This window comes from Gemmiger sp. An50, assembly GCF_002161595.1.
Taxonomy (GTDB): Bacteria; Bacillota; Clostridia; order Oscillospirales; family Ruminococcaceae; genus Allofournierella.
Window position 1 is genome coordinate 1 of sequence record NZ_NFID01000010.1, and the last position, 20724, is coordinate 20724.

Below are 20724 nucleotides of genomic sequence, written 5' to 3' on the forward strand. Positions count from 1 at the left end.
CACACCTACCCCCGAACCCCACCCAGAAACCGGAATCCACCCCGATTCCGACCCCGAAGCCGGAGGCTACCCAAACGCCCGAAGCGACCCAGAAGCCTGAACCCACGCAGGCTCCGGAACCGACCCAAAAGCCGGAACCCACGCAGAAGCCGGAGTCTACCCCTGCGCCTCAGCCGACCCAGGCTCCGGGCTCCAATCAGGGATCTCAGGCTCCTCAGCCCACCCAGGCTCCGGCCGCTGCGGATACCACTGTAACGGCTGCCGCTCAGGGGGAGAGCCAGCAGGCGGTGATCCGGCCCAACAAGCCCCAGGCACAGCAGCCGGAAAATACCAGTCAGCCGGAGCAGGCCAAGGGAGAAGAGACGCTCCCGGATGCTTCCGAAGCGCAGCAGCCCGCCGAAACGGCTCAGCCGGAACACAATGAGCAGGCCGAAGCTGCGGCGAAGGAGGAGCGCAAGCCCTTCCCGGTGCTGCCGGTGGCAGCAGGCGTGGCGGCGGCAGCAGCAGTGCTGGCCGCGGTCTGGAAGCTGTTCCTCAAAAAGTAATGTGCGCCCCTTGCGCAAAGGGCAGACTGTGAATCCAGAAAAAAGGCCGGTACCCCAAGCGGGATACCGGCCTTTTTCTGCCGTTAAAATTTGAAAAAGCGGGGCGGCTCAGCCCTCCTTGGGGCCAAGGCCCAGTGCGTCCATCTGCTCGCGCATGCCCTGGATGCACAGCTCGATCACGTCGCCCAGCTCCATGCCCAGCATCTCGCAGCCCTGCTTGATCACCGCCCGGTCGATCTTGGCGGCAAACTTTTTGTCCTTGAATTTCTTCTTCACGCTGGATGCCTCCAGATCAGAAAGTCCGCCCGGCCGCATGCGTGCGGTGGCCCCGATCAGGCCGGTGAGCTCGTCCACTGTGAACAGACTTTTCTCCATGGGGGTCTGGGGCTCCACATCGCTGCAAAGGCCAAAGCCGTGGGCCAGGATCGCCCGGATGCTCTCCTCGTCCACCCCGGCGGCGCGCAGCGGCTCCTCGGTGTGCTTCAGGTGCTCTTCGGGGTACTGCTCGTAATCGTAGTCGTGCAGGTAACCCACCGCCTGCCAATAGGCTTCATCCTCGCCGAAGCGGCGGGCCATGGCTTTCATGGCGGCGCTCACGCCGATGGCGTGCTCGAACAGATGAGCCTCGGTGGTGGTGCTGTGCAGCAGCTCTTTGGCGCGTTCCATCGTCAAACCTGCCATTTGAATCAACCTCATTTCCATGCTCCGCGCACGAGGGGATAGCCCCCCGGCGCGGCGTGTTTTTTGTTATTGTAGCAGAAAAAATTCCGGTTGCAAAGTGCGAAATGCACGAATAAATTCAAAAGGAAAGCTGAGAATTTATTCAAAATAACGGAGAGAAAACCGCTTGACAACTGCGCAAACGGTGCTATAATGGTCACAACGACAATTCAACACACAAAAGCATTGAAGAGGAAAAGTACCCTGCGTACTGCGCCCAGAGAACTGCCGGTTGGTGCGAGGCAGCGCGATCAAGGCCAGGAGAACAATCACCTCTGAGCTGCCGCCTGAAAGGTCCTTCGGGGCACGAGTAAACGCGGACGGAAGGCAACCGTTATCCCGCCGCTTGGTTAAAACCGGTTTGTAAAAATCGGGGAGTCCGGGCATGAGGTGGCTTCGCCATTTGGCGGGGCAACAAGAGTGGTACCGCAGAGAGCTTTTAAAAGCCTTTGTCTCTTGCATTCGAACAAGTTCGAGTGTGAAAGACAAAGGCTTTTTTATTTTGATTTTACGATAAAGGGGATCTGGAATCATGAGAAGTGACAACGTGAAAAAGGGTGCCGAGCGCACCCCCAACCGCAGCCTGTTCTACGCGCTGGGCTACACCGACGAGGAGCTGGACCGACCGCTCATCGGCGTGGTGAGCGCCTTCAGCGAGATCGTGCCCGGCCACTCCCATCTGGACAAGCTGGCCCAGGCGGTGAAGGACGGCGTTCGCATGGCGGGCGGCACCCCGGTGCTGGTACCGGCCATCGGCGTGTGCGACGGCATCGCCATGGGGCACACCGGCATGAAGTATTCGCTGCCCAGCCGGGAGCTGATCGCCGACTCGGTGGAGACCATGGCCCTGGCCCATTGCTTCGACGGTCTGGTGCTGGTGCCCAACTGCGATAAGATCGTGCCCGGCATGCTGATGGCGGCGGCCCGGCTGAACATTCCCTCCATTCTGGTAAGCGGCGGCCCCATGCTGGCGGGCCGTCAGGGCCAGCGGAAGGTGAGCCTCTCCCAGATGTTCGAGGCGGTGGGCAGCTACAAGGCGGGCATGATCGACGACGCCACCCTGGATGATTTCACCAAGAATACCTGCCCCGGCTGCGGCAGCTGCGCGGGCATGTACACCGCCAACAGCATGAACTGCCTGAGCGAGGCCATCGGCATGGCGCTGCCCGGCAACGGAACCATCCCGGCGGTCTACTCCGCCCGCACCCAGCTGGCCAAGCACGCGGGCATGCAGGTGATGAAGCTGGTGGAACAGAACCTCTGCCCCCGGGATATTCTCACCCCCGCCGCTTTTGAAAACGCACTGGCCACCGATATGGCCCTGGGCTGCAGCACCAACAGCGTGCTGCACCTGCTGGCCATCGCCAACGAGGCGGGCGTTCCCATGGATCTGGCCACCATCAACGCGGTCAGCGCCAAGGTGCCCAACCTCTGCCACCTGGCTCCGGCGGGTCCCACCCACATCGAGGACCTGTACGCCGCGGGCGGCGTGCAGGCGGTGATGAAGCAGCTGGCGGACGCGGGCCTGCTCCATACCGAGCTGCCCACCGTCACCGGCAAGACCCTGGGCGAGAATCTGGCCGGGGCCGAAAATCGGGACCCCTCCGCCATCCGCCCCATGGACAACCCCTACAGCACCACCGGCGGCATCGCGGTGCTCTGGGGCAACATCGCAAAGGACGGCTGCGTGGTCAAGCGCAGCGCCGTTGCCCCCGAGATGCTGGCGCATGAAGGCCCGGCCCGGGTGTTCGACAGTGAAGACGAGGCCATCGCCGCCATCTACGCGGGCCAGATCCATCCCGGCGACGTGGTGGTCATCCGCTACGAGGGCCCCAAAGGCGGCCCCGGCATGCGGGAGATGCTCAACCCCACCAGCGCTCTGGCAGGCATGAAGCTGGACAAGACCGTGGCCCTGATCACCGACGGCCGCTTCTCCGGCGCATCCCGGGGCGCATCCATCGGTCATGTGAGCCCGGAGGCTGCCCAGGGCGGCGAGATCGCCCTGATCGAAGAGGGCGACACCATTTCCATCGACATCCCCGCCGGAAAGGTGGAGCTGAAGGTGAGCGATGAGGAGCTGGAACGCCGCCGGGCAAACTGGAAGGCACCCGCCCCCCGCATCACCACCGGCTGGCTGGGCCGTTACGCCCGTCTGGTGAGCAGCGCAAACACCGGCGCGGTGCTCAAATAACCTTGCGAAAAACAAACCCTTGCGGAAGAAAATAAAACAACAGGAGGAATCTTAAAATGAATGCATTGAAAAAAGTGAGCAAGTTCGTGGGCCGGTACATGGCCTTCATCGTAGTGGCGGTTGCCGCCCTGGCCTTCTTCGTACCCGAAAGCTTCTTGTGGGTTGGCAAGGACTGGAACGCCGTGACCCGCTTGGTCACCGTGAACAACCTGCTGATGGTGGTTATGTTCGGCATGGGCCTGACCCTCAAGCTGGATGACTTCAAGGTCGTGTTCACCCGCCCGAAGGACGTTCTGGTCGGCTGCGTGGCCCAGTTCGCGGTCATGCCCTTCCTGGCATTTCTGCTCATCAAGCTGTTCAACCTGCCCCCCGAGCTGGCGGTTGGCGTGATGCTGGTGGGCACCTGCCCCGGCGGCACCTCCTCCAACGTGATGACCTTCCTGGCCAAGGGCGACGTTGCCCTGAGCGTTGCCATGACCGCCTGCTCCACCATCCTGGCTCCCCTCATGACCCCTGCGCTGACCTACCTGTACCTGCGTGAGACCGTTTCCGTGGATGCCATGAGCATGTTCGTGAGCATCGTGCAGGTGGTTGTGGTACCCATCGCCCTGGGCTTTGTGGTCAACAAGTTCTTCGGCAAGTTCACCCAGGCTGCCGTGGAGGTTCTGCCTTTGGTCAGCGTGGCCGCCATCGTCACCATCGTGGGCGCCGTGGTTTCCGGTAACCAGGCCAAGCTCTTCGCCAACGGCCTGCTGATCCTGGGCGTGGTCATGCTGCACAACGTTCTGGGCTACGCCTGCGGCTACGGCGTGGGTAAGCTGCTGCGCATGTCCGATCCCAAGTGCAACGCGCTGTCCATCGAGGTGGGCATGCAGAACAGCGGCCTGGCCACCAGCTTGGCGGGCACCGTTTTCCCCGATCTGGCCCTGGCCACCGTTCCCGGCGCGCTGTTCAGCGTATGGCACAACATCTCCGGTTCCATCGTGGCCAACCTGATGGCTGCCATGGCCGAGAAGAAGGCCCAGAAGGCCGAGCAGGCTGCCGCCCCCGCACAGGAGGCCGCCACCGCCACTGCCTGATCTTACCTTATAAATCGTTTCAGCGGGCGCTCCCGGCATGGAGCGCCCGCTTTTTGTTTGCGGCACAGGTTCGCTGTGTTATAATCAAAAGCACAGACCACAAAAGGGAGGGATCGCCATGCTGCATCTGGTGCTGGGAGTGTCCGGCAGCGGCAAGTCGAGCCATTTGTTACAAACCATCCGCACCCGGGCGCTGGCAGGGGAAAAGAGCGTGCTCATCGTGCCCGAGCAGTTCACCTCTTCCACCGAGGGGCGGCTGTATCAGCTGTTGGGGGACGAGCTGTCCGGCTATGTGACCAGCTACAGTTTCACCAGCCTGGCGGAGGATATTTTACAGGCCTATGGCGGCGCGGCGGTGCGCACCCTCACCGACGCGGGCCGTGCGGTGCTGGTGCGCCGTGCGCTGCAGTCCATGGGGCCGAATTTGGTGTACTACAGCCGCCACCGGCGCAGCGCGGCCTTCTGCGAAAAATGCGCCGAGACCCTGGACGAATTCAAAAGCGCCGGTCTTGATCCCCGGCAGTTAGAAGAACTGGCCAAGAATACCGGCCACAGCAGCCGCAAGCTGGGCGAGCTGGCGGGCATCTTCGCCGCCTACGAGGCCCTGCTGGAGGGCTCGGCCATGGACCCGGGCGACCGGGTGCTGGCGGCGGCCAAAGCGCTGCAGCCGGACTTTTTTGCCGGGCGCGCGGTGTTCATCGACGAGTTCGACACCTTCAACGCCCCCAAGCGCCGCCTGCTGGAGGCAATGCTCACCATGGCCGAGGATGTGACGGTGGCCCTTTGCTGCGACGGGATGGAGGACTACGAGGGAGGCCTCGGCCTGTTCAGCGGAGCCAAGCAGATGGCGGCGGCGCTGCGCCAGCTGGCCCGCAAAAACAGCGTGCCGGTGGCCGCGCCCCTGGTGCTGGACACCGACTTCCGCCACAGCGAAGCGCCGGACCTTGCCCGGCTGAACCGGCTGTTGTCCGGCCAATTGGAGGACCCGGCCCCCGCCAGTGAAACCCAGCTCACCCTTTGGCAGGCCCCCACCCGGGCGGACGAGGCAAAGCAGGTGGCGGCGGCCATCCAGGCCCTGGCCCGGCAGGGGGTACCCTACGGTAAAATGGCGGTCATCTGCCGGGACAGCGAGAACTATCTGGCCCCCATCCGGTACGAGTTCCGTCTGGCGGGCATCCCGCTCTTCTGCGACGAAGCCACCACCGCCGAGCACGCCGCCCCGGTGCGGCTGGTGCGGGCGCTGCTGGCTCTGTTGCGCCGGGGCCTTTGCACCGACAATCTTCTGGCCGTGGCCAAAACCGGCCTGACCTGTCTCACCGAGCCCCAGCTCTGCGCGCTGGAAAACTACGCCTATACCTGGCAGCTCTCCGCTGCCCAGTGGCGGCAGCCCTTCACCCTGTCGCCCGCCGGATTTGGGGCCAATACCCTTTCAGAAAAGGCGAAGAAGGAACAGGAGGAGCAGCTGGCTCTGGCCGAGGAGGCCCGGGCTTTCCTGGTGGACGAGCTGGACGGCTTTGCCGCCCGCTGCAAGGACCTGCCCGCCTCTCAGGTCTGCGCCACGCTGTATAAACGGATGCAGGCCCTGGGCGGCGAGGAGGCCATGGGCCGGATGTGCGCCGAGCTGAAAGAGGGCGAGGGCATCCCCGCCGCCAGCGAGGCGGTGCGGGTGTGGAACCTGACGGCGGACCTTTTAAACCAGATGGCTCTGCTGCTGGGGGACGAGGTGCTTCCCGCCGCCGAGCTGGCGGACCTGTTCGAGCTGCTGGTGCGCAGCACGGATCTTGGCCACATTCCCCAGACGCTGGACCAGGTGATTTTCACCACCGCGGGCCGGATGCGGCTGGATAACCCGGACTGGTGCTTTGTGCTGGGCCTGGCTGAGGGCGAATTTCCCAAGGCCCCCGTCGACAAGGGCCTTTTGACCCACGCCGAGCGGGAAAGCCTGATGCGCCAGGGCGTGGAAATGCCGGACTGCTTCGAGAACCGGGCCATCCGGGAGCAGGTGTGCTTTTACAAGGCGCTCACCGCCCCGGCGAAAGGCCTGTGGCTCAGCTGGGCGGCGGGCAGCGCCGCCATGCCGGTGACCAGTGCCCTTGCGCCGGTGATCGAGTGCTTTACGCCAAAGGAACCGGCGCTGGAGCGGGCGGACCTGGCCGCCACCCCGGCCATGGCGCTGGACCTGCTGGGCCAGAGCTGGGACGCGGAAAGCGGCGAGACCGCGGCCCTTTTCCAGAGCCTTGCGGAATACCGGGACGAGGCCGAGCAGGGCAAGCTGCTGAACCCGGTGAAGCAGGCGGCGGGGGCCGAGCCCTTCGCGGTGCACAACACCGCCGCCATGAAGCAGTTGCTGGGCCGGGAGCTGTGGCTCACCCCCAGCCGGATGGAGCGGTATTATTCCTGCCCCTTCGCCTATTTTCTGGAGTATGTGCTGGGCGCAAAGCCCCGCAAGCAGGCGGCCCTCACCGCCGACCAGAGCGGCAATCTGGTCCATTATATCCTGGAGCAGGCCCTGCGCCGGGCGGGCGAGGGCTTTGTGGACCTGAGCGAGGAGCAGGTGAAGGCCCTGGCCGGGGCCATCGCGGAGGAATATGTGGAGGAGAACATGCCCGGCCAGGCCCGGCGGTTTTCCTATCTGGTGGAGCGGCTGAAAAAGAGCGCCGCCAGCCTGCTTTTGTATATCCAGGCGGAGCAGCGGCAGGGCAGCTTTGTGCCGGTGGCCTTTGAAAAGGGCATCGGCACAAGCCCGGAGGACGTGCCCCCGGTGGTGCTCACCACCTCCACCGGCGAGACGGTGCGCATGGTGGGCAAGATCGACCGGGTGGACGCCTTTGCGAAAAACGGCAGCACCTGGCTGCGAGTGGTGGACTACAAGACCGGCAGCAAGGAGTTTTTGCTGGAGGACGTGAAAAACGGCCTCAACTGCCAGATGCTGGTCTACCTGTTCACCCTTACCCGCAACGGCGGGCAGCAGTTTGCCGACCCGGCCCCGGCGGGCGTGCTCTACCTGATGGCCGACCCGGCCCCAACCCGGGGCAGCCGCCAGCAGGCGGCCAAGGGCCTGGAATACAAGGTGGAGGGCCTGGTGGCGGACGAATACGCCGTCATCGACGCCATGGACCGGGAGCGCAAGGGCCTGTTCGTGCCCTTCAAGTTTGACAAGGACGGCACCCCCAAGCCCGGCCCGGCGCTGGCCAGCCTGGAGACCCTGGACGGGCTTCGGCAGGAGCTGGACGGCCTGGTGGTCCAGATGGCCGAGCGGCTCTATGCCGGGCAGGTGGCCGCCGAGCCCATCGGCCACGGCAAACGCAAGGAAACCAACTGCAAATACTGTGACTACCGCAGCGTCTGCGGCCACGAGGACGATTAAAAGGAGGACCGGCAATCTATGGCAACCATCAAATTTACCCCCCAGCAGAGCCGGGCCATCGACCACACCGGCAGCGCCCTGCTGGTCAGCGCCGCCGCGGGCAGCGGCAAGACCGCCGTGCTGGTGGAGCGGGCGGTGCGCATCCTCTGCCGGGAGGAAAACCCGGTGGACGCGGACCGGCTGCTCATCGTCACCTTCACCCGGGCGGCGGCGGCCAGCCTGCGGGCAAAGCTGGCCCAGCGCCTTAGCGCCGAGCTGGCAAAGCGCCCCGGCTCAGGCCATCTGCGCCGCCAGCGGATGCTGCTGCAGCGCGCGCCCATCTGCACCATCGACTCCTACTGCCTGCAACTGCTCAAGACCCATTTCAGCGCGCTGGACATCCCGGCGGACTTCACCACCGCCGACGGCCCCCAGCTGGCCCAGCTGCGCCGTCAGGCACTGGCGGACGCGCTGGAAAACGCCTACAATGACCCGGACTTCTGCGCCTTCGCGGACCTGTACGGCAAGGGCCGCAGCGACGCCATGGCCAGCCGGGTGGTGGAGCAGCTGCACGACTTTTTGAGCAGCATGCCCCGGCCGGAAAAGGTGCTGGAGGCCTTCTGCGCCCAGTGGGAGGAGGACGCGCCCCTGGACGAGACCCGCTGGGGCCAGACCCTGCGCACTGAGGCGAGGCGGGCGGCCCTCTGCGCCCGGGAGCTGGCGGCCCAGAACCTGGAGGATCTGGAAAACGACCCGGCCATCGACGAGGCCTACCGCCCGGCGCTGGAATCGGACGAGGCGGCGGTAGATGCGCTGCTGGACGCCATCGACTCCCAGCCCTGGGATGCCATGTGCGAGGCCAGCCGCTCGCTGAGCTATGCCCGCCTGAAAGCGGTGCGGGGCCATTCCAGCGAGGCCATGACCCGCATCAAGGACCGGCGGGATTTGTTGAAGGACACCCTCAAGCGCCTGCAGGAGACGGTTTTTCTGTGCAGCGAGGAGGAGTTTTTGCAGGACCGGCGCACCGCCGCCCCGCTGGTGCGGGCGCTGGCCCGGGCCGAGCGGGAATTCAACCAGCGGTTCTATCAGGCCAAGTTGGAGGAAAAGATGCTGGAATTCAGCGACGTGGAGCAGCTGGCCCTGCAGCTTTTGCAGAACGAGGACGGCACCCCCACTCCGCTGGCGGCCCAGCTGAGCGAGCAGTTCGAGCAGGTGATGGTGGACGAATACCAGGACACCAACGCCTTGCAGGACACCCTCTATCACTGCCTGGCCCGGCCGGACGGCTCCAATTTGTTCTTTGTGGGCGATCTGAAGCAAAGCATCTACCGCTTTCGCCAGGCGGACCCCACCATCTTTCAACAGAAGCTGGACCGGTTTGTGGAATACGGCCAGCCCGGCCCCCAGAAGCTGTTTCTGGACGCCAACTTCCGCAGTGCGCCGGGTGTGATCGGCGGGGTGAACGCCCTGTTCACCCCCCTGATGAGCCGCAAGCTGGGCGGCGTGGACTACGGCCCCGGCGAACGGCTGGTGCCCGGCCTGGGAGGTCTGGAAAATTACGGCGGCTACGCCGGTGACTGCGAGTTCCGGCTGGTACAGAGCGAGCGCCCGGCGGGCGACGCGGAGTACATCGCCCGGCGCATCCGCCAGCTGATGGACCCGGCCAGCGGCTTTGCCGTGCGGGGCGAGACCGGCCCCCGGCCGCCCCGGTACGAGGACTTCTGCATCCTGCTGCGCAGCCGGGGCGCCTTCGGGGACTACGCCGCCCAGTTGGAGGCCGAGGGCATCCCGGTGTATGTGGACCGGGCCGAGAACCTGCTGGACGCGCCGGAGATCCGCCCGGTGGCGAGCCTGCTGCGTGTGCTGGACAACCCCGCCCAGGACGTGCACCTGGCGGCGGTGATGCTCAGCGGCATGGGCGGCTTTACCCCGGACGACCTGGTGAACCTGCGCCTTGGCCGCAAAAACGGCAGCTTTTACGGCGCGGTGATGGCCAGCGAGGACGAAAAGGTGAAGGCCTTCGGCCAGTGGCTGCACACCCTGCGCCAGCTCAGCCAGACCATGCCGGTGGACCGGCTGATGGAGGAGATCTTTGCCCGCACCGGCTGTCTTGCCGCGGCGGGTGCCATGCCGGACGGCAGCGCCCGGCGGGAGAACCTGCGCCAGTTCGCCGCCTTTGCCTCCGGCTGCGGCGGCCACGGCCTGGCGGGTGTGGTGCGGGCCATGGATGCGGCCCTGGCGGGGGATGGTGTGCCCGGCCCGGAGCAGGGCCAGAGCCGCCCCGGCTGCGTGACCATCATGACGGTGCACCGGTCCAAGGGGCTGGAGTTCCCGGTGGTGTTCGCCGCCGATCTGAGCCGGGAATTCAATAAAGAGGACCTGCGGGCCGCGGCGGTGTTCCACCCGCAGCTGGGCATCGGCCTGACCCTGCGGGCCGGGCAGGGGGGAACCTACGTGACCGCTCCCTACCGGGCGGTGCAGTCCGCCCTGGCCCAGGAGGGCCTGAGCGAGGAGATGCGGGTGCTGTATGTGGCCTTCACCCGGGCGCGGGACAAGCTGGTCATGACCATGGCCACCAAGAACGCGCTGAAGCTGGCCCAGAAGCTGGCTCTGCGCATCTTCTCCGGCGCGCCGGAGCCGTATCTGCTGGAGCACTGCGCCAGCCGGGGCGAGTGGGTGATGCAGGCCGCCATGGCCCACCCCCAGGCCCAGAGCTTCTGCCGCCAGCTGGAGGTGGAGGTGATGCCCCAGCCCCCGGTGAGCGAAAAGGAGATGGCGGACCGGTTCACCGTGAGTCTGGAGGCGGACGAATTCACCGAGCCCGCCCCCGCCTGCCCGGTGCGGCTGCCGGAGGGCGCGCCGGACGAAACGCTGCTGGAGGCGGTGCGCAGCCGCTTTGCCTGGCAGTACCCGGCCGCGGCGCTGACCCAGGTGCCCGCCAAGGTCAGTGTGACCGCCCTCACCCACGAGGCCGCCGAGCCTATTCTGGAGCGGCCGGGCTTTTTGTATAAGGAGGGCCTGACCGCCGCCGAAAAGGGCACCGCCCTCCACGCCTTTTTGCAGCATGCGGACCTGGCCGCCGCGGCCGCCGACCCGGAAGGGGAGGCAAAGCGGCAGGTGGAGGCAAAGCTGCTGGACGAGACCCTCTACGACAAGATGGACTTTGCCAAGCTGCGGCAGTTCTTCGCCGGGCCGCTGTTCGCCCGGATGCAGTCCGCGCAGCGGATTCTGCGGGAATACGAGTTCATCACCGCCCAGCCCGCCGCCCGGGCCGCCGTGGACAAGGCGGCGGATTACGGCGCGGCCCAGGTGCTGGTGCAGGGCGTGGCGGACGTGATCCTGGAATTTGAGGACCATCTGGAGCTGGTGGACTACAAGACCGACCGGAACAAAACGCCGGAGCAGTTTCTGGCCGCCTACCGGCCCCAGCTGCTTTTGTACGCGGCGGCCATCCGCCGCCGGTTTGCAAAGCCGCTGACCAAAATGACCCTCTACAGCTTCTCGCTGGGCAGCGAGATCGACGTGCCGCCGGAAAGCGCATAAAAAGAAAACAGCCCCTGGCGCTGCATCGCGCAGCGTCAGGGGCTGTTTGTCTTGATTATTGGGTCTGACCGGGGAGCTGCTCGGAAGCGGTTTCTTCGGGGGCGGGCTCGAATTGCTCTTCCGGCTCCTCATAAGGGGAGACGAAGCCGTGGGTGTCGTGGAATTTCACCAGCGCCCGGTAGAAGGCTTTTTTCAGGATAAAATACAAGATCAGCATCTTGATTGCCCAAATGGCAACGGTGGGCACAAGATACATCAACGAAACCAATACAGCATCCATAGTGATCCTCCTTCACATCGCTGTTCACAGCACAAACACCAGCAGCACCGCCGCACCGGCGCAGCACAGGCAGGCGTAGGCGCGCTGGTCGGAAAGGGTCTCGTCGTCCTTCGCGCGGATCGCACCGATGGTGAAATAAGGCACCATTCCCGCCAGCAATGCCAGCAGTCCGAGCAGGGCAAATTCCGCCATAAGGCTGCCACTCCTTCCTTCTCAACAGTTTCTCTGCTTTCAGTGTAAAAAACCGGGAAGCGATTGTCAATAAAAAGAGCGAAACCTCCGGCGAATGAAGGGCGTTTTTTGTGGAAAGGGCCGATTCAAAAAATACTTGGCAAAAACGGTAAAAATCCCTTGACGGCGGCACTCGGGCGTGCTATACTAGACCGGTAAAGAAAGCAGCAACCGGTTTAGCCGCCGTGCTCACCTTGCGGCCCAAAGGGGTCCGGGTCATATGTGCGACGATCTGTTTTGAAGCAAAACGGGTCCATTGCGTGTGTACTGCGCGGCTGCCGATTCGGCGGCCGCGTTTCATTTTATCACAGTTTTGAAATCAAATTGGAGGTGTATCCACATCGCTACGAACGGCAAAAAAGAGCTTGAGATCAACGAGGGCATTCGTGACAAAGAGATCCGTCTGATCGGCGCGGATGGCAGCCAGCTGGGTGTGATGTCCAGCCGCGAGGCGCTGCGCATGGCCGAAGAGCAGAATCTGGACCTGGTAAAGATCGCCCCCCAGGCGGTCCCCCCCGTGTGCAAGATCCTGGACTACGGCAAGTACCGCTTCGAGCAGCAAAAGCGTGAGAAAGAGGCCAAGAAGAACCAGAAGGTCGTCGAGATCAAGGAGATCCGCCTCTCGCTCAACATCGACACGAACGACTTCAACACCAAGGTCAACCAGGCCGCCAAGTTCATCAAGGCCGGCCACAAGATCAAGGTGTCCATCCGGTTCCGCGGCCGTGAGATGGCGCACACCAACCTCGGCCTGGAAGTGGAAAAGCGCTTCGCCGAGGCTCTGCCCGACGCGGTGGTGGATAAGCAGCCGAAGCTCGAGGGCCGCAGCATGCAGATGTTCATGAGCCCCAAGCCCAACAAGTAATTCAAACAACTAGGAGGAAATTAAAATGCCTAAGATCAAAACTCACTCCGGTGCGAAAAAGCGTTTCAAGCTGACCAAGAACGGTAAAGTAAAGCGCGGCCCCGCCTACCACAGCCACATCCTGACCAAGAAGAGCACCAAGCTCAAGCGCGGCATGCGTAAGAACGCCTACGCCGACAAGACCAACGCAGCTGCCGTGAAGGCCATGCTGCCCTACGCCTAAGCCTTACCTCGGCTTAGACCAGCGGACTTTTTAACTTTTTAGATTGTGACTGTAAAGGAGATATAAACAATGGCACGTATCAAAGGCGCTATGATGACCCGCAAACGCAGAAAGAAGACTCTGAAGCTGGCCAAGGGCTACTTCGGCAGCAAGTCCAAGCACTTCAAGATGGCCAAGCAGCAGGTCATGAAGAGCGGCAACTACGCTTTCGTTGGCCGTAAGCTGAAGAAGCGTCAGTTCCGCAACCTGTGGATCACCCGCATCAACAACGCTGTTCGCGCTCAGGGCATGAACTACTCCAGCTTCATGAACGGCCTGAAGAAGTCCGGCATCGAGCTGAACCGCAAGATGCTGAGCGAGATGGCCATCAACGATCCCGCTTCCTTCACCGCTCTGGTGGAGACCGCCAAGAAGGCTCTGTAAGTTGATAACCAAAAGCAACGCCCGCGCACGCGCACGGGCGTCGCTTTGTATATGGGCGGCTGCCGCGCCCTTTGCGCAAACGCGCGGCGCCGTTTTTCCACACAAGCAGACCAAATAAGGAACTGAACACATGCCAGAACGCATTACCAGCCGTGAAAACGGCAAAATAAAATATGCCTGCAAACTGGCCCAGAGCGCAGCCTTCCGCCTTGAAGAAAAAGCTTTCTTCGCGGAGGGCTTAAAGCTCTGCCTGGAGCTTGCAAAATCCTGCCCTATAAAGGTAATATATTATACGGAGAAGGCCCTGGCCAAATCGCCGGAGCTGAAACGCTTTGACTGCGAGCAGTATCTGGTCCAGGACCATGTGGCCGAGAAGCTGGCGGGCACCCAGTCCAACCAGGGCGTGTTCGCGGTGTTCGGCCAGCCGGTGTCCAGCTTTCTGGACCTGCCTCACAACGGCCGCTTCCTGGCGCTGGAGCGGGTGCAGGACCCGGGCAACGTGGGTGCGCTGATCCGCAGCGCCGCCGCCTTCGGGTTTGACGGGGTGATCTTAAGCCCCGGCTGCGCCGATCCCTTCGGGCCGAAGGTGCTGCGCGCCAGCATGGGCGCGGCGGGCCGGATGCCGGTGGTCACCTGCCCGAACCTGGCCGACGCACTGGCCCAGCTGCGGGCCTGGGGCAGCACCTGCCTTGCCGCCGCGCTGTACAACAGCCGCCCGCTGAACGAGGTGGACGGCGCATACCCCAATGGGGTGTGCGTGGTCATCGGCAGCGAGGGGCAGGGCCTTTCCGACGGGGTGATCGCCGCCTGCGACGCGGCGGTGCGCATTCCCATCACCGGCAAGGTGGAAAGCCTGAACGCCAGCGTGGCGGGCAGCGTACTTCTGTGGCATTTTCGGGGGGAGATTCAGTGACGGATCGGCGGCAGCTGGAATGGCTTTGGCTTTCGGCGGTGCTGGGACCGGGCGCGGCCCATTGCGGGCAGGTACTGGCCCTTTACGGCACCCCGGGAGAGCTTTATGAAGCAGTGGGCAAGGAGGACATGTCCGGCCTGCTCACACCGGCCCAGCTGCGCCGCGCCGAACAGCTGACCCCGGAGCGGTTTTCGCCGCTTCTGGCCCGCTGCCATCACATGGGCGTGCGGGTGCTCTGCCAGGACGAGGAGGACTATCCCGCCCGGCTGGCCGCCCTTTCCGACGCGCCTCCCGTGCTCTACTGCACCGGCGATGTGTCCGCCCTTTCCCAGCCTGCGGCCGTGGCCATGATCGGCAGCCGCCGCCCCAGCAGCTACGGGGTGGAAGCCGCCGCCCTGATTGGCGGTCAGCTGGCCCAGGCGGGTGTCTGCCTGGTGAGCGGTCTGGCCGACGGGCTGGACAGCGAGGCCCACAAGGCCGCCGTGGCCGCCGGCGCCCCCACCGTTGGGGTGTTGGGCACCGCCATCGACAAGACCTACCCGGTGACCAATCGCCGCCTGCGCTCCGAGATGGAGCAGGGCTGCGGTGCGGTCATCAGCGAATTTGCCCCGGGGGAAGCCACCGGGGCCGGGGGCTTTTTGCAGCGCAACCGGATCATCGCCGCTCTGGCGGACGCGGTCTGCGTGGTGGAGGCCCGCCAGAAAAGCGGCACCATGAACACTGTGGGCCACGCAAAGCGCTACGGCCGCACCGTGTTCGCGGTGCCGGGCGCCATCTTCAGCCCCCTGTGCGGGGGCACCAACCAACTGCTGGAGGAGGGCCAGGCCTACGCCGCCCCCAGTGCAGCACCGATCCTGCGGCATCTGGGCATCGAGCCCGCGCCGCAAAAAAGCGTATCCCGCCGGGCACGCCCGGCAGCCCCAACCCTGAGCGCTGAGGCGAAAGCCATGCAGAAGGCGCTCACCAGCCAGGCCCAGGGCCTGGAACCACTGGCCAAGGCGGCCGGCCTTTCGGCCGGTCAGGCGCTGGCCGCCCTGATGGAGCTGGAGGTCAGCGGCATTGCCGTTTCCGGCGCCGGAGGGCAATACCGGCGCGTATAAACAGCTGCCCGCCCGTTTTGCGGCAGGGCGCTCTGTGCAAGGGAGAGTACTATGTCTAAGCTAGTTATCGTGGAGTCGCCTGCCAAGGCGAAGACCATTCGGAAATATCTGGGCGATGGCTACGAAGTCACCGCCAGCATGGGCCACATCCGCGACCTGCCCGCCAGCCAGCTGGGCATCGATGTGGACCACGACTACGCCCCGCAGTATATCAACATCAAGGGCAAGGAAAAGCTCATCAAGGAATTGAAGAGCGAGGCCAAAAAGGCCGACCAGGTCTTTCTTGCCACTGACCCGGACCGTGAGGGCGAGGCCATCAGCTGGCATCTGGCTCATCTGCTGGGTCTGAACATCGAGGACGCCAACCGGGTCACCTTCGGCGAGATCACCAAGAAGGGCGTCACCGAGGGCATGTCCCATCCCCGGGCCATCGACATCGACCTGTTCAACGCCCAGCAGGCCCGCCGCATCCTGGACCGTCTGGTGGGCTACAAGCTCAGCCCGTTTCTGTGGCGCAAGGTGCGTCGGGGCCTGTCCGCCGGACGGGTGCAGAGCGTGGCCGTGCGCCTGATCGTGGACCGGGAAAAGGAGATCGAGGACTTCAAGCCCCAGGAATACTGGAACCTGGACGCCACCCTGTCGCCGCCGTCCAGCCAGAAAAAGTTCACCGCCCGCTTCTACGGCACCGCCGCGGGCAAAAAGATGGAGGTCAGCAACGAGGCCCAGGCCATGAGCATCGTGAAGGACCTGGAGGGCGCGGAGTACACCGTGACCGAGCTCAAGCGCGGCCACCGCAAAAAAGTGCCCGCACCGCCCTTCATCACCTCCACCCTGCAGCAGGAAGCCAGCCGCCGCCTGGGCTTCACCGCCACCCGCACTATGCGTGCCGCCCAGACCTTGTACGAAGGCGTGGACATCGCCGGCCGGGGCACCATGGGTCTGATCACCTACATGCGTACCGACAGCCTGCGCGTTTCCGACGAGGCAGTGGCCGGTGCCAAGGAATATATCACCGGCGCTTACGGCGAGCGGTACGTCTGCCCCACCAAGCGCACCTACAAGAGCCGCAGCGCCACCGCCGCTCAGGACGCCCACGAGGCCATCCGGCCCAGTGTGCCGTCCCTGACCCCGGACGAGGCGGAAAAGAGCATCTCCGGCGACATCGCCAAGCTCTACCGGCTGATCTGGAGCCGGTTCATCGCCAGCCAGATGAGCGACTGCGAGCAGGACACCGTCTCCGCCCACATCACCGCGGCGGACTACCAGTTCCGGGCCAGCGGCTATGTGGTCACCTTCGAGGGCTTCACCGCCCTGTACGAGGAGGCCACCGACGAGAAGGAGAAAAAGGAGACCGCCCTGCCTGCGCTGGAAGAGGGCCAGATGTTGAAGCTGCGGGCCCTGACCCCGGAGCAGAAGTTCACCCAGCCTCCTGCACGCTACACCGAAGCCACCCTGATCCGCAGTCTGGAGGAGAACGGCATCGGCCGTCCCTCCACCTATGCGCCCATCATCACCACCATCATCGACCGTGGTTATGTGGAGCGGGAGCAGAAGAAGCTCAAGCCCACCCTGCTGGGCCGCACCATCAACGATTTGATGATGCAGGAATTCCCGGACATCGTGGACGTGACCTTCTCCGCCGGCATGGAAAAGAACCTGGATAAGGTGGAAAACGGCAGCGCCGACTGGCGCGAGACCATCGACGCCTTCTACAAGGGCTTTGCCACCGCGCTGGAAAAGGCCGAGAAGGACATGGAGGGCAAGAAGATTAAGGTGCCCGACGAGGAGACCGACGAGATCTGCGAAAAGTGCGGCCGCAAGATGGTCATCAAGACCGGCCGCTACGGCAAGTTCCTGGCCTGCCCGGGCTTCCCGGAATGCACCAACACCAAACGCCTGGTGAAGGACACCGGCGGCAAGTGCCCCAAGTGCGGCGGCCGCATGCTGCTGCGCAAGAGCGCCAAGGGCCGTGTATACTACGGTTGCGAGAATTACCCGGGCTGCGACTTTATGACCTGGGATGAGCCGGTGGCCCAGACCTGTGAGAAGTGCGGCACGACCCTGTTCAAGAAGGGCAGCCGCCTGTACTGCGCAAAGGACGGCTGCGGCTTTGAGACTCAGGTGAACAAACAGTAACGGAGAGCTATGGAAAAACAAGTAACGATTTTAGGGGCGGGCCTTGCGGGCTGCGAGGCTGCCCTCTGGCTGGCTGAGCAGGGCGTGCAGGTGGACCTGTACGAGCAGAAGCCGGTCAAATTCAGCCCCGCCCACAAAAGCGAGGGCTTTGCCGAGTTGGTATGCTCCAACAGCCTGAAGGCCGACCGGCTGGACTCCGCGTCCGGCCTGCTGAAAGCCGAGATGAAGCTGCTGGGCAGCCATCTGCTCAAGGCCGCTGAGGCCACCCGCGTGGCAGCGGGCGGCGCGCTGGCCGTGGACCGGGACGCCTTCAGCGCCGCGGTCACCGAGATGGTGAAGGGCCAGCCGAACATCACCCTGCATACCGGCGAGGTTACCGCCATCGACGAGAACCAGCTGACCCTGGTGGCCACCGGCCCCCTCACCGAAGGGGCTCTGGCCGACGAGATCACCCGGCTGACCGGGGGCGACAAGCTGAGCTTTTACGACGCGGCGGCCCCCATCGTCACCGCCGAGAGCCTGGACATGAACAAGGTGTTCGCCGCCAGCCGGTACGGCCGGGGCGACGCGGACTACCTGAACTGCCCCTTTAATAAGGAGGAGTACGAGGCCTTCCACACCGCGCTGGTCAGCGCCGAGCGCGCCCCCCTGCATGAGTTTGACGGCAAGCTCACCGTCTACGAGGGCTGCATGCCCATCGAGGTGATGGCGGGCCGCGGAGCGGACACCATGCGCTTCGGGCCTTTGCGCCCGGTGGGTCTCACCGACCCCCGCACCGGCCACCGGCCCTGGGCCAACGTGCAGCTGCGGCGGGAGAACGCGGGCGGCACCCTCTACAACATCGTGGGCTTCCAGACCAACCTGAAATTCGGCGAGCAGAAGCGGGTGTTCTCCATGATCCCCGGCCTGGAAAACGCTGAGTTCGTGCGCTACGGTGTGATGCACCGGAACACCTTCCTGAACAGCCCCCACCTGCTGAGTGCGGGCCTGAACCTGAAAAAGCACCCCAAGGTGTATTTCGCGGGCCAGATCACCGGCTTCGAAGGCTATATGGAAAGCGCCGCCTGCGGCCTGCTGGCGGCCCGCAGCATCCTGGCCGCACTGGAGGAGCGTCAGCTGCCCGAGCTGCCCGCCGAGACCATGCTGGGCCAGCTGGTGCGCTACATCACCACCGAGAACAAGAACTTCCAGCCCATGGGCGCGAACATGGGCATTCTGCCCCCGCTGGCCGAGCATATCCGGGACAAGCGGGAGCGGTATCTGGCCATTGCCAACCGGGCGGTTGCCGCCATGGAGCAGTGGACCCAAAACGCGCAGTAAAAACGAAGCGAAACACAGCAGCATAGAAAGGGTGTGCAAACCATGAAAATCATTCTGGACGCAATGGGCGGCGATAATGCCCCCGCCGAGATCCTGAAGGGCGCGGCCGACGCAGTGGTTACCTTTGCGCCGGATCTGGAGATCATCGCCGTGGGCGATGCCGAGAAGATCGCCGCCTGTGCCAGGGAGAACAACCTGAAGCTGGATCACATCGAGATCGTGAACGCCACCGAGACCATTGAAATGTGCGACGAGCCCGCCAAGGCCGTGCGCACCAAAAAGGACTCCAGCATGGTGGTGGGCCTGAAGCTGCTGGCCGAGGGCAAGGGCGACGCCTTTGTGTCTGCCGGTTCCACCGGCGCGCTGCACGTGGGCACCAGCCTGATCGTGCGCACCGTGAAGGGCATCAAGCGCCCGGCGCTGGCCACCATCATCCCCGGCAAGACCCCCTTCATGCTGCTGGATTCCGGCGCCAACGTGGAATGCCGCCCCTCCATGCTGGAGGCCTTCGGCGTGATGGGCAGCGTCTACATGGAAAAGGTCATGGGTGTGAAGAACCCCCGCGTGGCGCTGGTGAACAACGGCGCCGAGGAGTCCAAGGGCACCCCCACCTATGTGGAGGCCCACGCCCTGCTGAAAGCCAATGACCGCATCAACTTTGTGGGCAACGTGGAGCCCCGCGACATCCCCGCCGGCGTGGCCGACGTGGTGGTGGCCGACGGATTCACCGGCAACGTGATCCTCAAGCTCACCGAGGGCCTGGCCAAGTTCTTCGGCGCAAAGCTGAAGGGCCTGTTTAAGAGCGGCGCAAAGGGCGCACTGGCCTATCTGCTGCTCAAGGGCGGCGTGGCCGACTTCAAAAAGGGCATGGATGCCGACGAGTACGGCGGCGCGCCCTTCCTGGGAGCGGCCAAGCCGGTCATCAAGGCCCACGGCTCCTCCAATGCCCGGGCCATCCATCAGGCCATCCGCCAGGCGAAGCTCTGCGTGGAGAACGATCTGTGCGGCGTGATGGCCCGCAACCTGACCAGCGAAGAGAAAGAAGCGTAACAACATGCATCAGTTGGAAACCATCATCGGTTATACATTCAAAGACCCCACCCTGCTGGAGACCGCCCTCACCCACACCAGCTTTGCCAACGAGAGCAAGACCCCCATCCACCACAACGAGCGGCTGGAGTTTCTGGGCGACAGCGTCTTGTCCATCGTGGTGGCGGATCATCTGTTCCACCAGTGGAAGGACCGGCCGGAGGGTGAATTGACCCGGGCACGGGCAAGTCTTGTGTGCGAGAGCGCCCTGTACGAGTTCGCCAAGGAGATCGACCTGGGCAGCTTTCTGCGCCTGGGCAAGGGCGAGGAGCGGGGCGGCGGCCGTCACCGCCCCAGCGTGGTGAGCGACGCCTTCGAGGCCCTCATCGCCGCTCTGTATCTGGACGGCGGCATCGAGGTGGCCCGCTCCTTCATCCTGCCCTTCATCACCGAGGGCAAGACCGCCGAGGCGGACTACAAGACCCAGCTGCAGGAGGTCATCCAGCAGAACCCGGAGGAGCGGCTGCGCTACGAGCTGGAGGGCGAGGACGGCCCGGACCACGACAAGCGGTTCTCCATGGCCGTGTACCTGAACTCCAACCTGATCGGCCGGGGCGTGGGGCACAGCAAAAAGGCCGCCGAGCAGGCGGCCGCCAAGGAGGCCCTGCGCCTGATGGGCCTGGTGGACTGAATCGGGCCGGTGTGGCGCGGGGAAAACCCTGTGCCGCGCCGTTTTTGCCCGGCGCGAGAAAACAGCGCAGCCCAAAACGCTGCTGCGCG

The 20724-nt window shown here is 64.3% G+C and carries 16 protein-coding genes, 1 pseudogene and 1 other annotated feature; of the genes and pseudogenes, 14 read left to right on the plus strand and 3 right to left on the minus strand.

The features are described 5' to 3' along the window. Positions 1-545, plus strand: a pseudogene (locus tag B5G03_RS17420) (hypothetical protein); the annotation flags it as partial. A gap of 108 nt (positions 546-653) precedes the next feature. On the opposite strand, the gene B5G03_RS09825 reads toward B5G03_RS17420, so the two are convergent. After that, complete coding sequence (locus tag B5G03_RS09825) at positions 654-1226, minus strand: HDIG domain-containing metalloprotein (protein WP_087181532.1); 573 nt, start codon at positions 1224-1226, stop codon at positions 654-656. A 216-nt stretch (positions 1227-1442) separates the two neighbouring features. Further along, positions 1443-1725 (plus strand) — a binding site (T-box leader). 72 nt (positions 1726-1797) lie between these two features. Here B5G03_RS09825 and ilvD point away from each other — a divergent pair. The 4 genes from ilvD (at position 1798) to addA (ending at position 11424) form a co-directional block, all read left to right on the plus strand. Then, positions 1798-3456, plus strand: a complete 1659-nt coding sequence (gene ilvD / locus B5G03_RS09830) for a dihydroxy-acid dehydratase (protein ID WP_087181533.1) — start codon at positions 1798-1800, stop codon at positions 3454-3456. A gap of 56 nt (positions 3457-3512) precedes the next feature. Beyond that, entirely contained in the window at positions 3513-4535 is a 1023-nt protein-coding gene (locus B5G03_RS09835; protein ID WP_087181534.1) for a bile acid:sodium symporter family protein, read from the plus strand. Positions 4536-4653: 118 nt separating this feature from the next. Then, positions 4654-7902 (plus strand): PD-(D/E)XK nuclease family protein, encoded by a 3249-nt coding sequence (locus tag B5G03_RS09840; protein WP_162613382.1) that lies wholly within the window; start codon positions 4654-4656, stop codon positions 7900-7902. 18 nt (positions 7903-7920) lie between these two features. Further along, positions 7921-11424 (plus strand): helicase-exonuclease AddAB subunit AddA, encoded by a 3504-nt coding sequence (addA, locus tag B5G03_RS09845; protein WP_087181536.1) that lies wholly within the window; start codon positions 7921-7923, stop codon positions 11422-11424. A gap of 55 nt (positions 11425-11479) precedes the next feature. Here the strand turns inward: addA and B5G03_RS09850 are convergent, their stop codons facing one another. Both B5G03_RS09850 and B5G03_RS17425 read right to left on the minus strand, forming a co-directional pair. Continuing rightward, on the minus strand, positions 11480-11704 hold the full coding sequence (locus tag B5G03_RS09850; protein WP_087181537.1) for a hypothetical protein: 225 nt from the start codon (positions 11702-11704) through the stop codon (positions 11480-11482). Positions 11705-11728: 24 nt separating this feature from the next. Next, positions 11729-11896 carry a hypothetical protein gene (locus B5G03_RS17425; protein ID WP_162613383.1) on the minus strand — a complete coding sequence of 56 codons (168 nt, stop codon included), beginning with the start codon at positions 11894-11896 and terminating at the stop codon, positions 11729-11731. A 379-nt stretch (positions 11897-12275) separates the two neighbouring features. Here B5G03_RS17425 and infC point away from each other — a divergent pair, with 379 nt between their 5' ends. The 9 genes from infC to rnc all read left to right on the plus strand — a co-directional run bounded on the left by infC (position 12276) and on the right by rnc (position 20635). Next, complete coding sequence (gene infC / locus B5G03_RS09855) at positions 12276-12800, plus strand: translation initiation factor IF-3 (RefSeq protein ID WP_058963282.1); 525 nt, start codon at positions 12276-12278, stop codon at positions 12798-12800. Positions 12801-12825: 25 nt separating this feature from the next. Continuing rightward, positions 12826-13023: a 50S ribosomal protein L35 gene (rpmI, locus tag B5G03_RS09860; RefSeq protein ID WP_058963212.1), complete on the plus strand. Its 198-nt coding sequence runs from the start codon at positions 12826-12828 to the stop codon at positions 13021-13023. Between the two features lie 69 nt (positions 13024-13092). Beyond that, complete coding sequence (gene rplT, locus B5G03_RS09865; protein ID WP_058963213.1) at positions 13093-13446, plus strand: 50S ribosomal protein L20; 354 nt, start codon at positions 13093-13095, stop codon at positions 13444-13446. A 130-nt stretch (positions 13447-13576) separates the two neighbouring features. Beyond that, positions 13577-14359, plus strand: coding sequence for a TrmH family RNA methyltransferase (locus B5G03_RS09870; protein WP_087181538.1), 783 nt, complete (start codon positions 13577-13579; stop codon positions 14357-14359). Then, entirely contained in the window at positions 14356-15459 is a 1104-nt protein-coding gene (gene dprA / locus B5G03_RS09875; RefSeq protein WP_087181539.1) for a DNA-processing protein DprA, read from the plus strand. The genes B5G03_RS09870 and dprA overlap by 4 nt, the downstream gene beginning before the upstream one ends. Before the next feature lie 51 nt (positions 15460-15510). After that, positions 15511-17595: a type I DNA topoisomerase gene (gene topA, locus B5G03_RS09880; protein ID WP_087181540.1), complete on the plus strand. Its 2085-nt coding sequence runs from the start codon at positions 15511-15513 to the stop codon at positions 17593-17595. 9 nt (positions 17596-17604) lie between these two features. Continuing rightward, complete coding sequence (gene trmFO, locus B5G03_RS09885) at positions 17605-18915, plus strand: methylenetetrahydrofolate--tRNA-(uracil(54)-C(5))-methyltransferase (FADH(2)-oxidizing) TrmFO (protein WP_087181541.1); 1311 nt, start codon at positions 17605-17607, stop codon at positions 18913-18915. Positions 18916-18957: 42 nt separating this feature from the next. Beyond that, positions 18958-19965 (plus strand): phosphate acyltransferase PlsX, encoded by a 1008-nt coding sequence (gene plsX / locus B5G03_RS09890; RefSeq protein ID WP_087181542.1) that lies wholly within the window; start codon positions 18958-18960, stop codon positions 19963-19965. 4 nt (positions 19966-19969) lie between these two features. Next, positions 19970-20635, plus strand: coding sequence for a ribonuclease III (rnc, locus tag B5G03_RS09895; protein WP_087181543.1), 666 nt, complete (start codon positions 19970-19972; stop codon positions 20633-20635). The last annotated feature ends 89 nt before the right edge of the window (positions 20636-20724 follow it).

What these genes read in the sequence shown, in the direction of transcription:
- B5G03_RS09825 (WP_087181532.1), bottom strand. Translation starts at nt 1,226, where the DNA reads ATGGCAGGTTTGACGATGGAACGCGCCAAAGAGCTGCTGCACAGCACC.
- ilvD (WP_087181533.1), top strand. Translation starts at nt 1,798, where the DNA reads ATGAGAAGTGACAACGTGAAAAAGGGTGCCGAGCGCACCCCCAACCGC.
- B5G03_RS09835 (WP_087181534.1), top strand. Translation starts at nt 3,513, where the DNA reads ATGAATGCATTGAAAAAAGTGAGCAAGTTCGTGGGCCGGTACATGGCC.
- B5G03_RS09840 (WP_162613382.1), top strand. Translation starts at nt 4,654, where the DNA reads ATGCTGCATCTGGTGCTGGGAGTGTCCGGCAGCGGCAAGTCGAGCCAT.
- addA (WP_087181536.1), top strand. Translation starts at nt 7,921, where the DNA reads ATGGCAACCATCAAATTTACCCCCCAGCAGAGCCGGGCCATCGACCAC.
- B5G03_RS09850 (WP_087181537.1), bottom strand. Translation starts at nt 11,704, where the DNA reads ATGGATGCTGTATTGGTTTCGTTGATGTATCTTGTGCCCACCGTTGCC.
- B5G03_RS17425 (WP_162613383.1), bottom strand. Translation starts at nt 11,896, where the DNA reads ATGGCGGAATTTGCCCTGCTCGGACTGCTGGCATTGCTGGCGGGAATG.
- rpmI (WP_058963212.1), top strand. Translation starts at nt 12,826, where the DNA reads ATGCCTAAGATCAAAACTCACTCCGGTGCGAAAAAGCGTTTCAAGCTG.
- rplT (WP_058963213.1), top strand. Translation starts at nt 13,093, where the DNA reads ATGGCACGTATCAAAGGCGCTATGATGACCCGCAAACGCAGAAAGAAG.
- B5G03_RS09870 (WP_087181538.1), top strand. Translation starts at nt 13,577, where the DNA reads ATGCCAGAACGCATTACCAGCCGTGAAAACGGCAAAATAAAATATGCC.
- topA (WP_087181540.1), top strand. Translation starts at nt 15,511, where the DNA reads ATGTCTAAGCTAGTTATCGTGGAGTCGCCTGCCAAGGCGAAGACCATT.
- trmFO (WP_087181541.1), top strand. Translation starts at nt 17,605, where the DNA reads ATGGAAAAACAAGTAACGATTTTAGGGGCGGGCCTTGCGGGCTGCGAG.
- plsX (WP_087181542.1), top strand. Translation starts at nt 18,958, where the DNA reads ATGAAAATCATTCTGGACGCAATGGGCGGCGATAATGCCCCCGCCGAG.
- rnc (WP_087181543.1), top strand. Translation starts at nt 19,970, where the DNA reads ATGCATCAGTTGGAAACCATCATCGGTTATACATTCAAAGACCCCACC.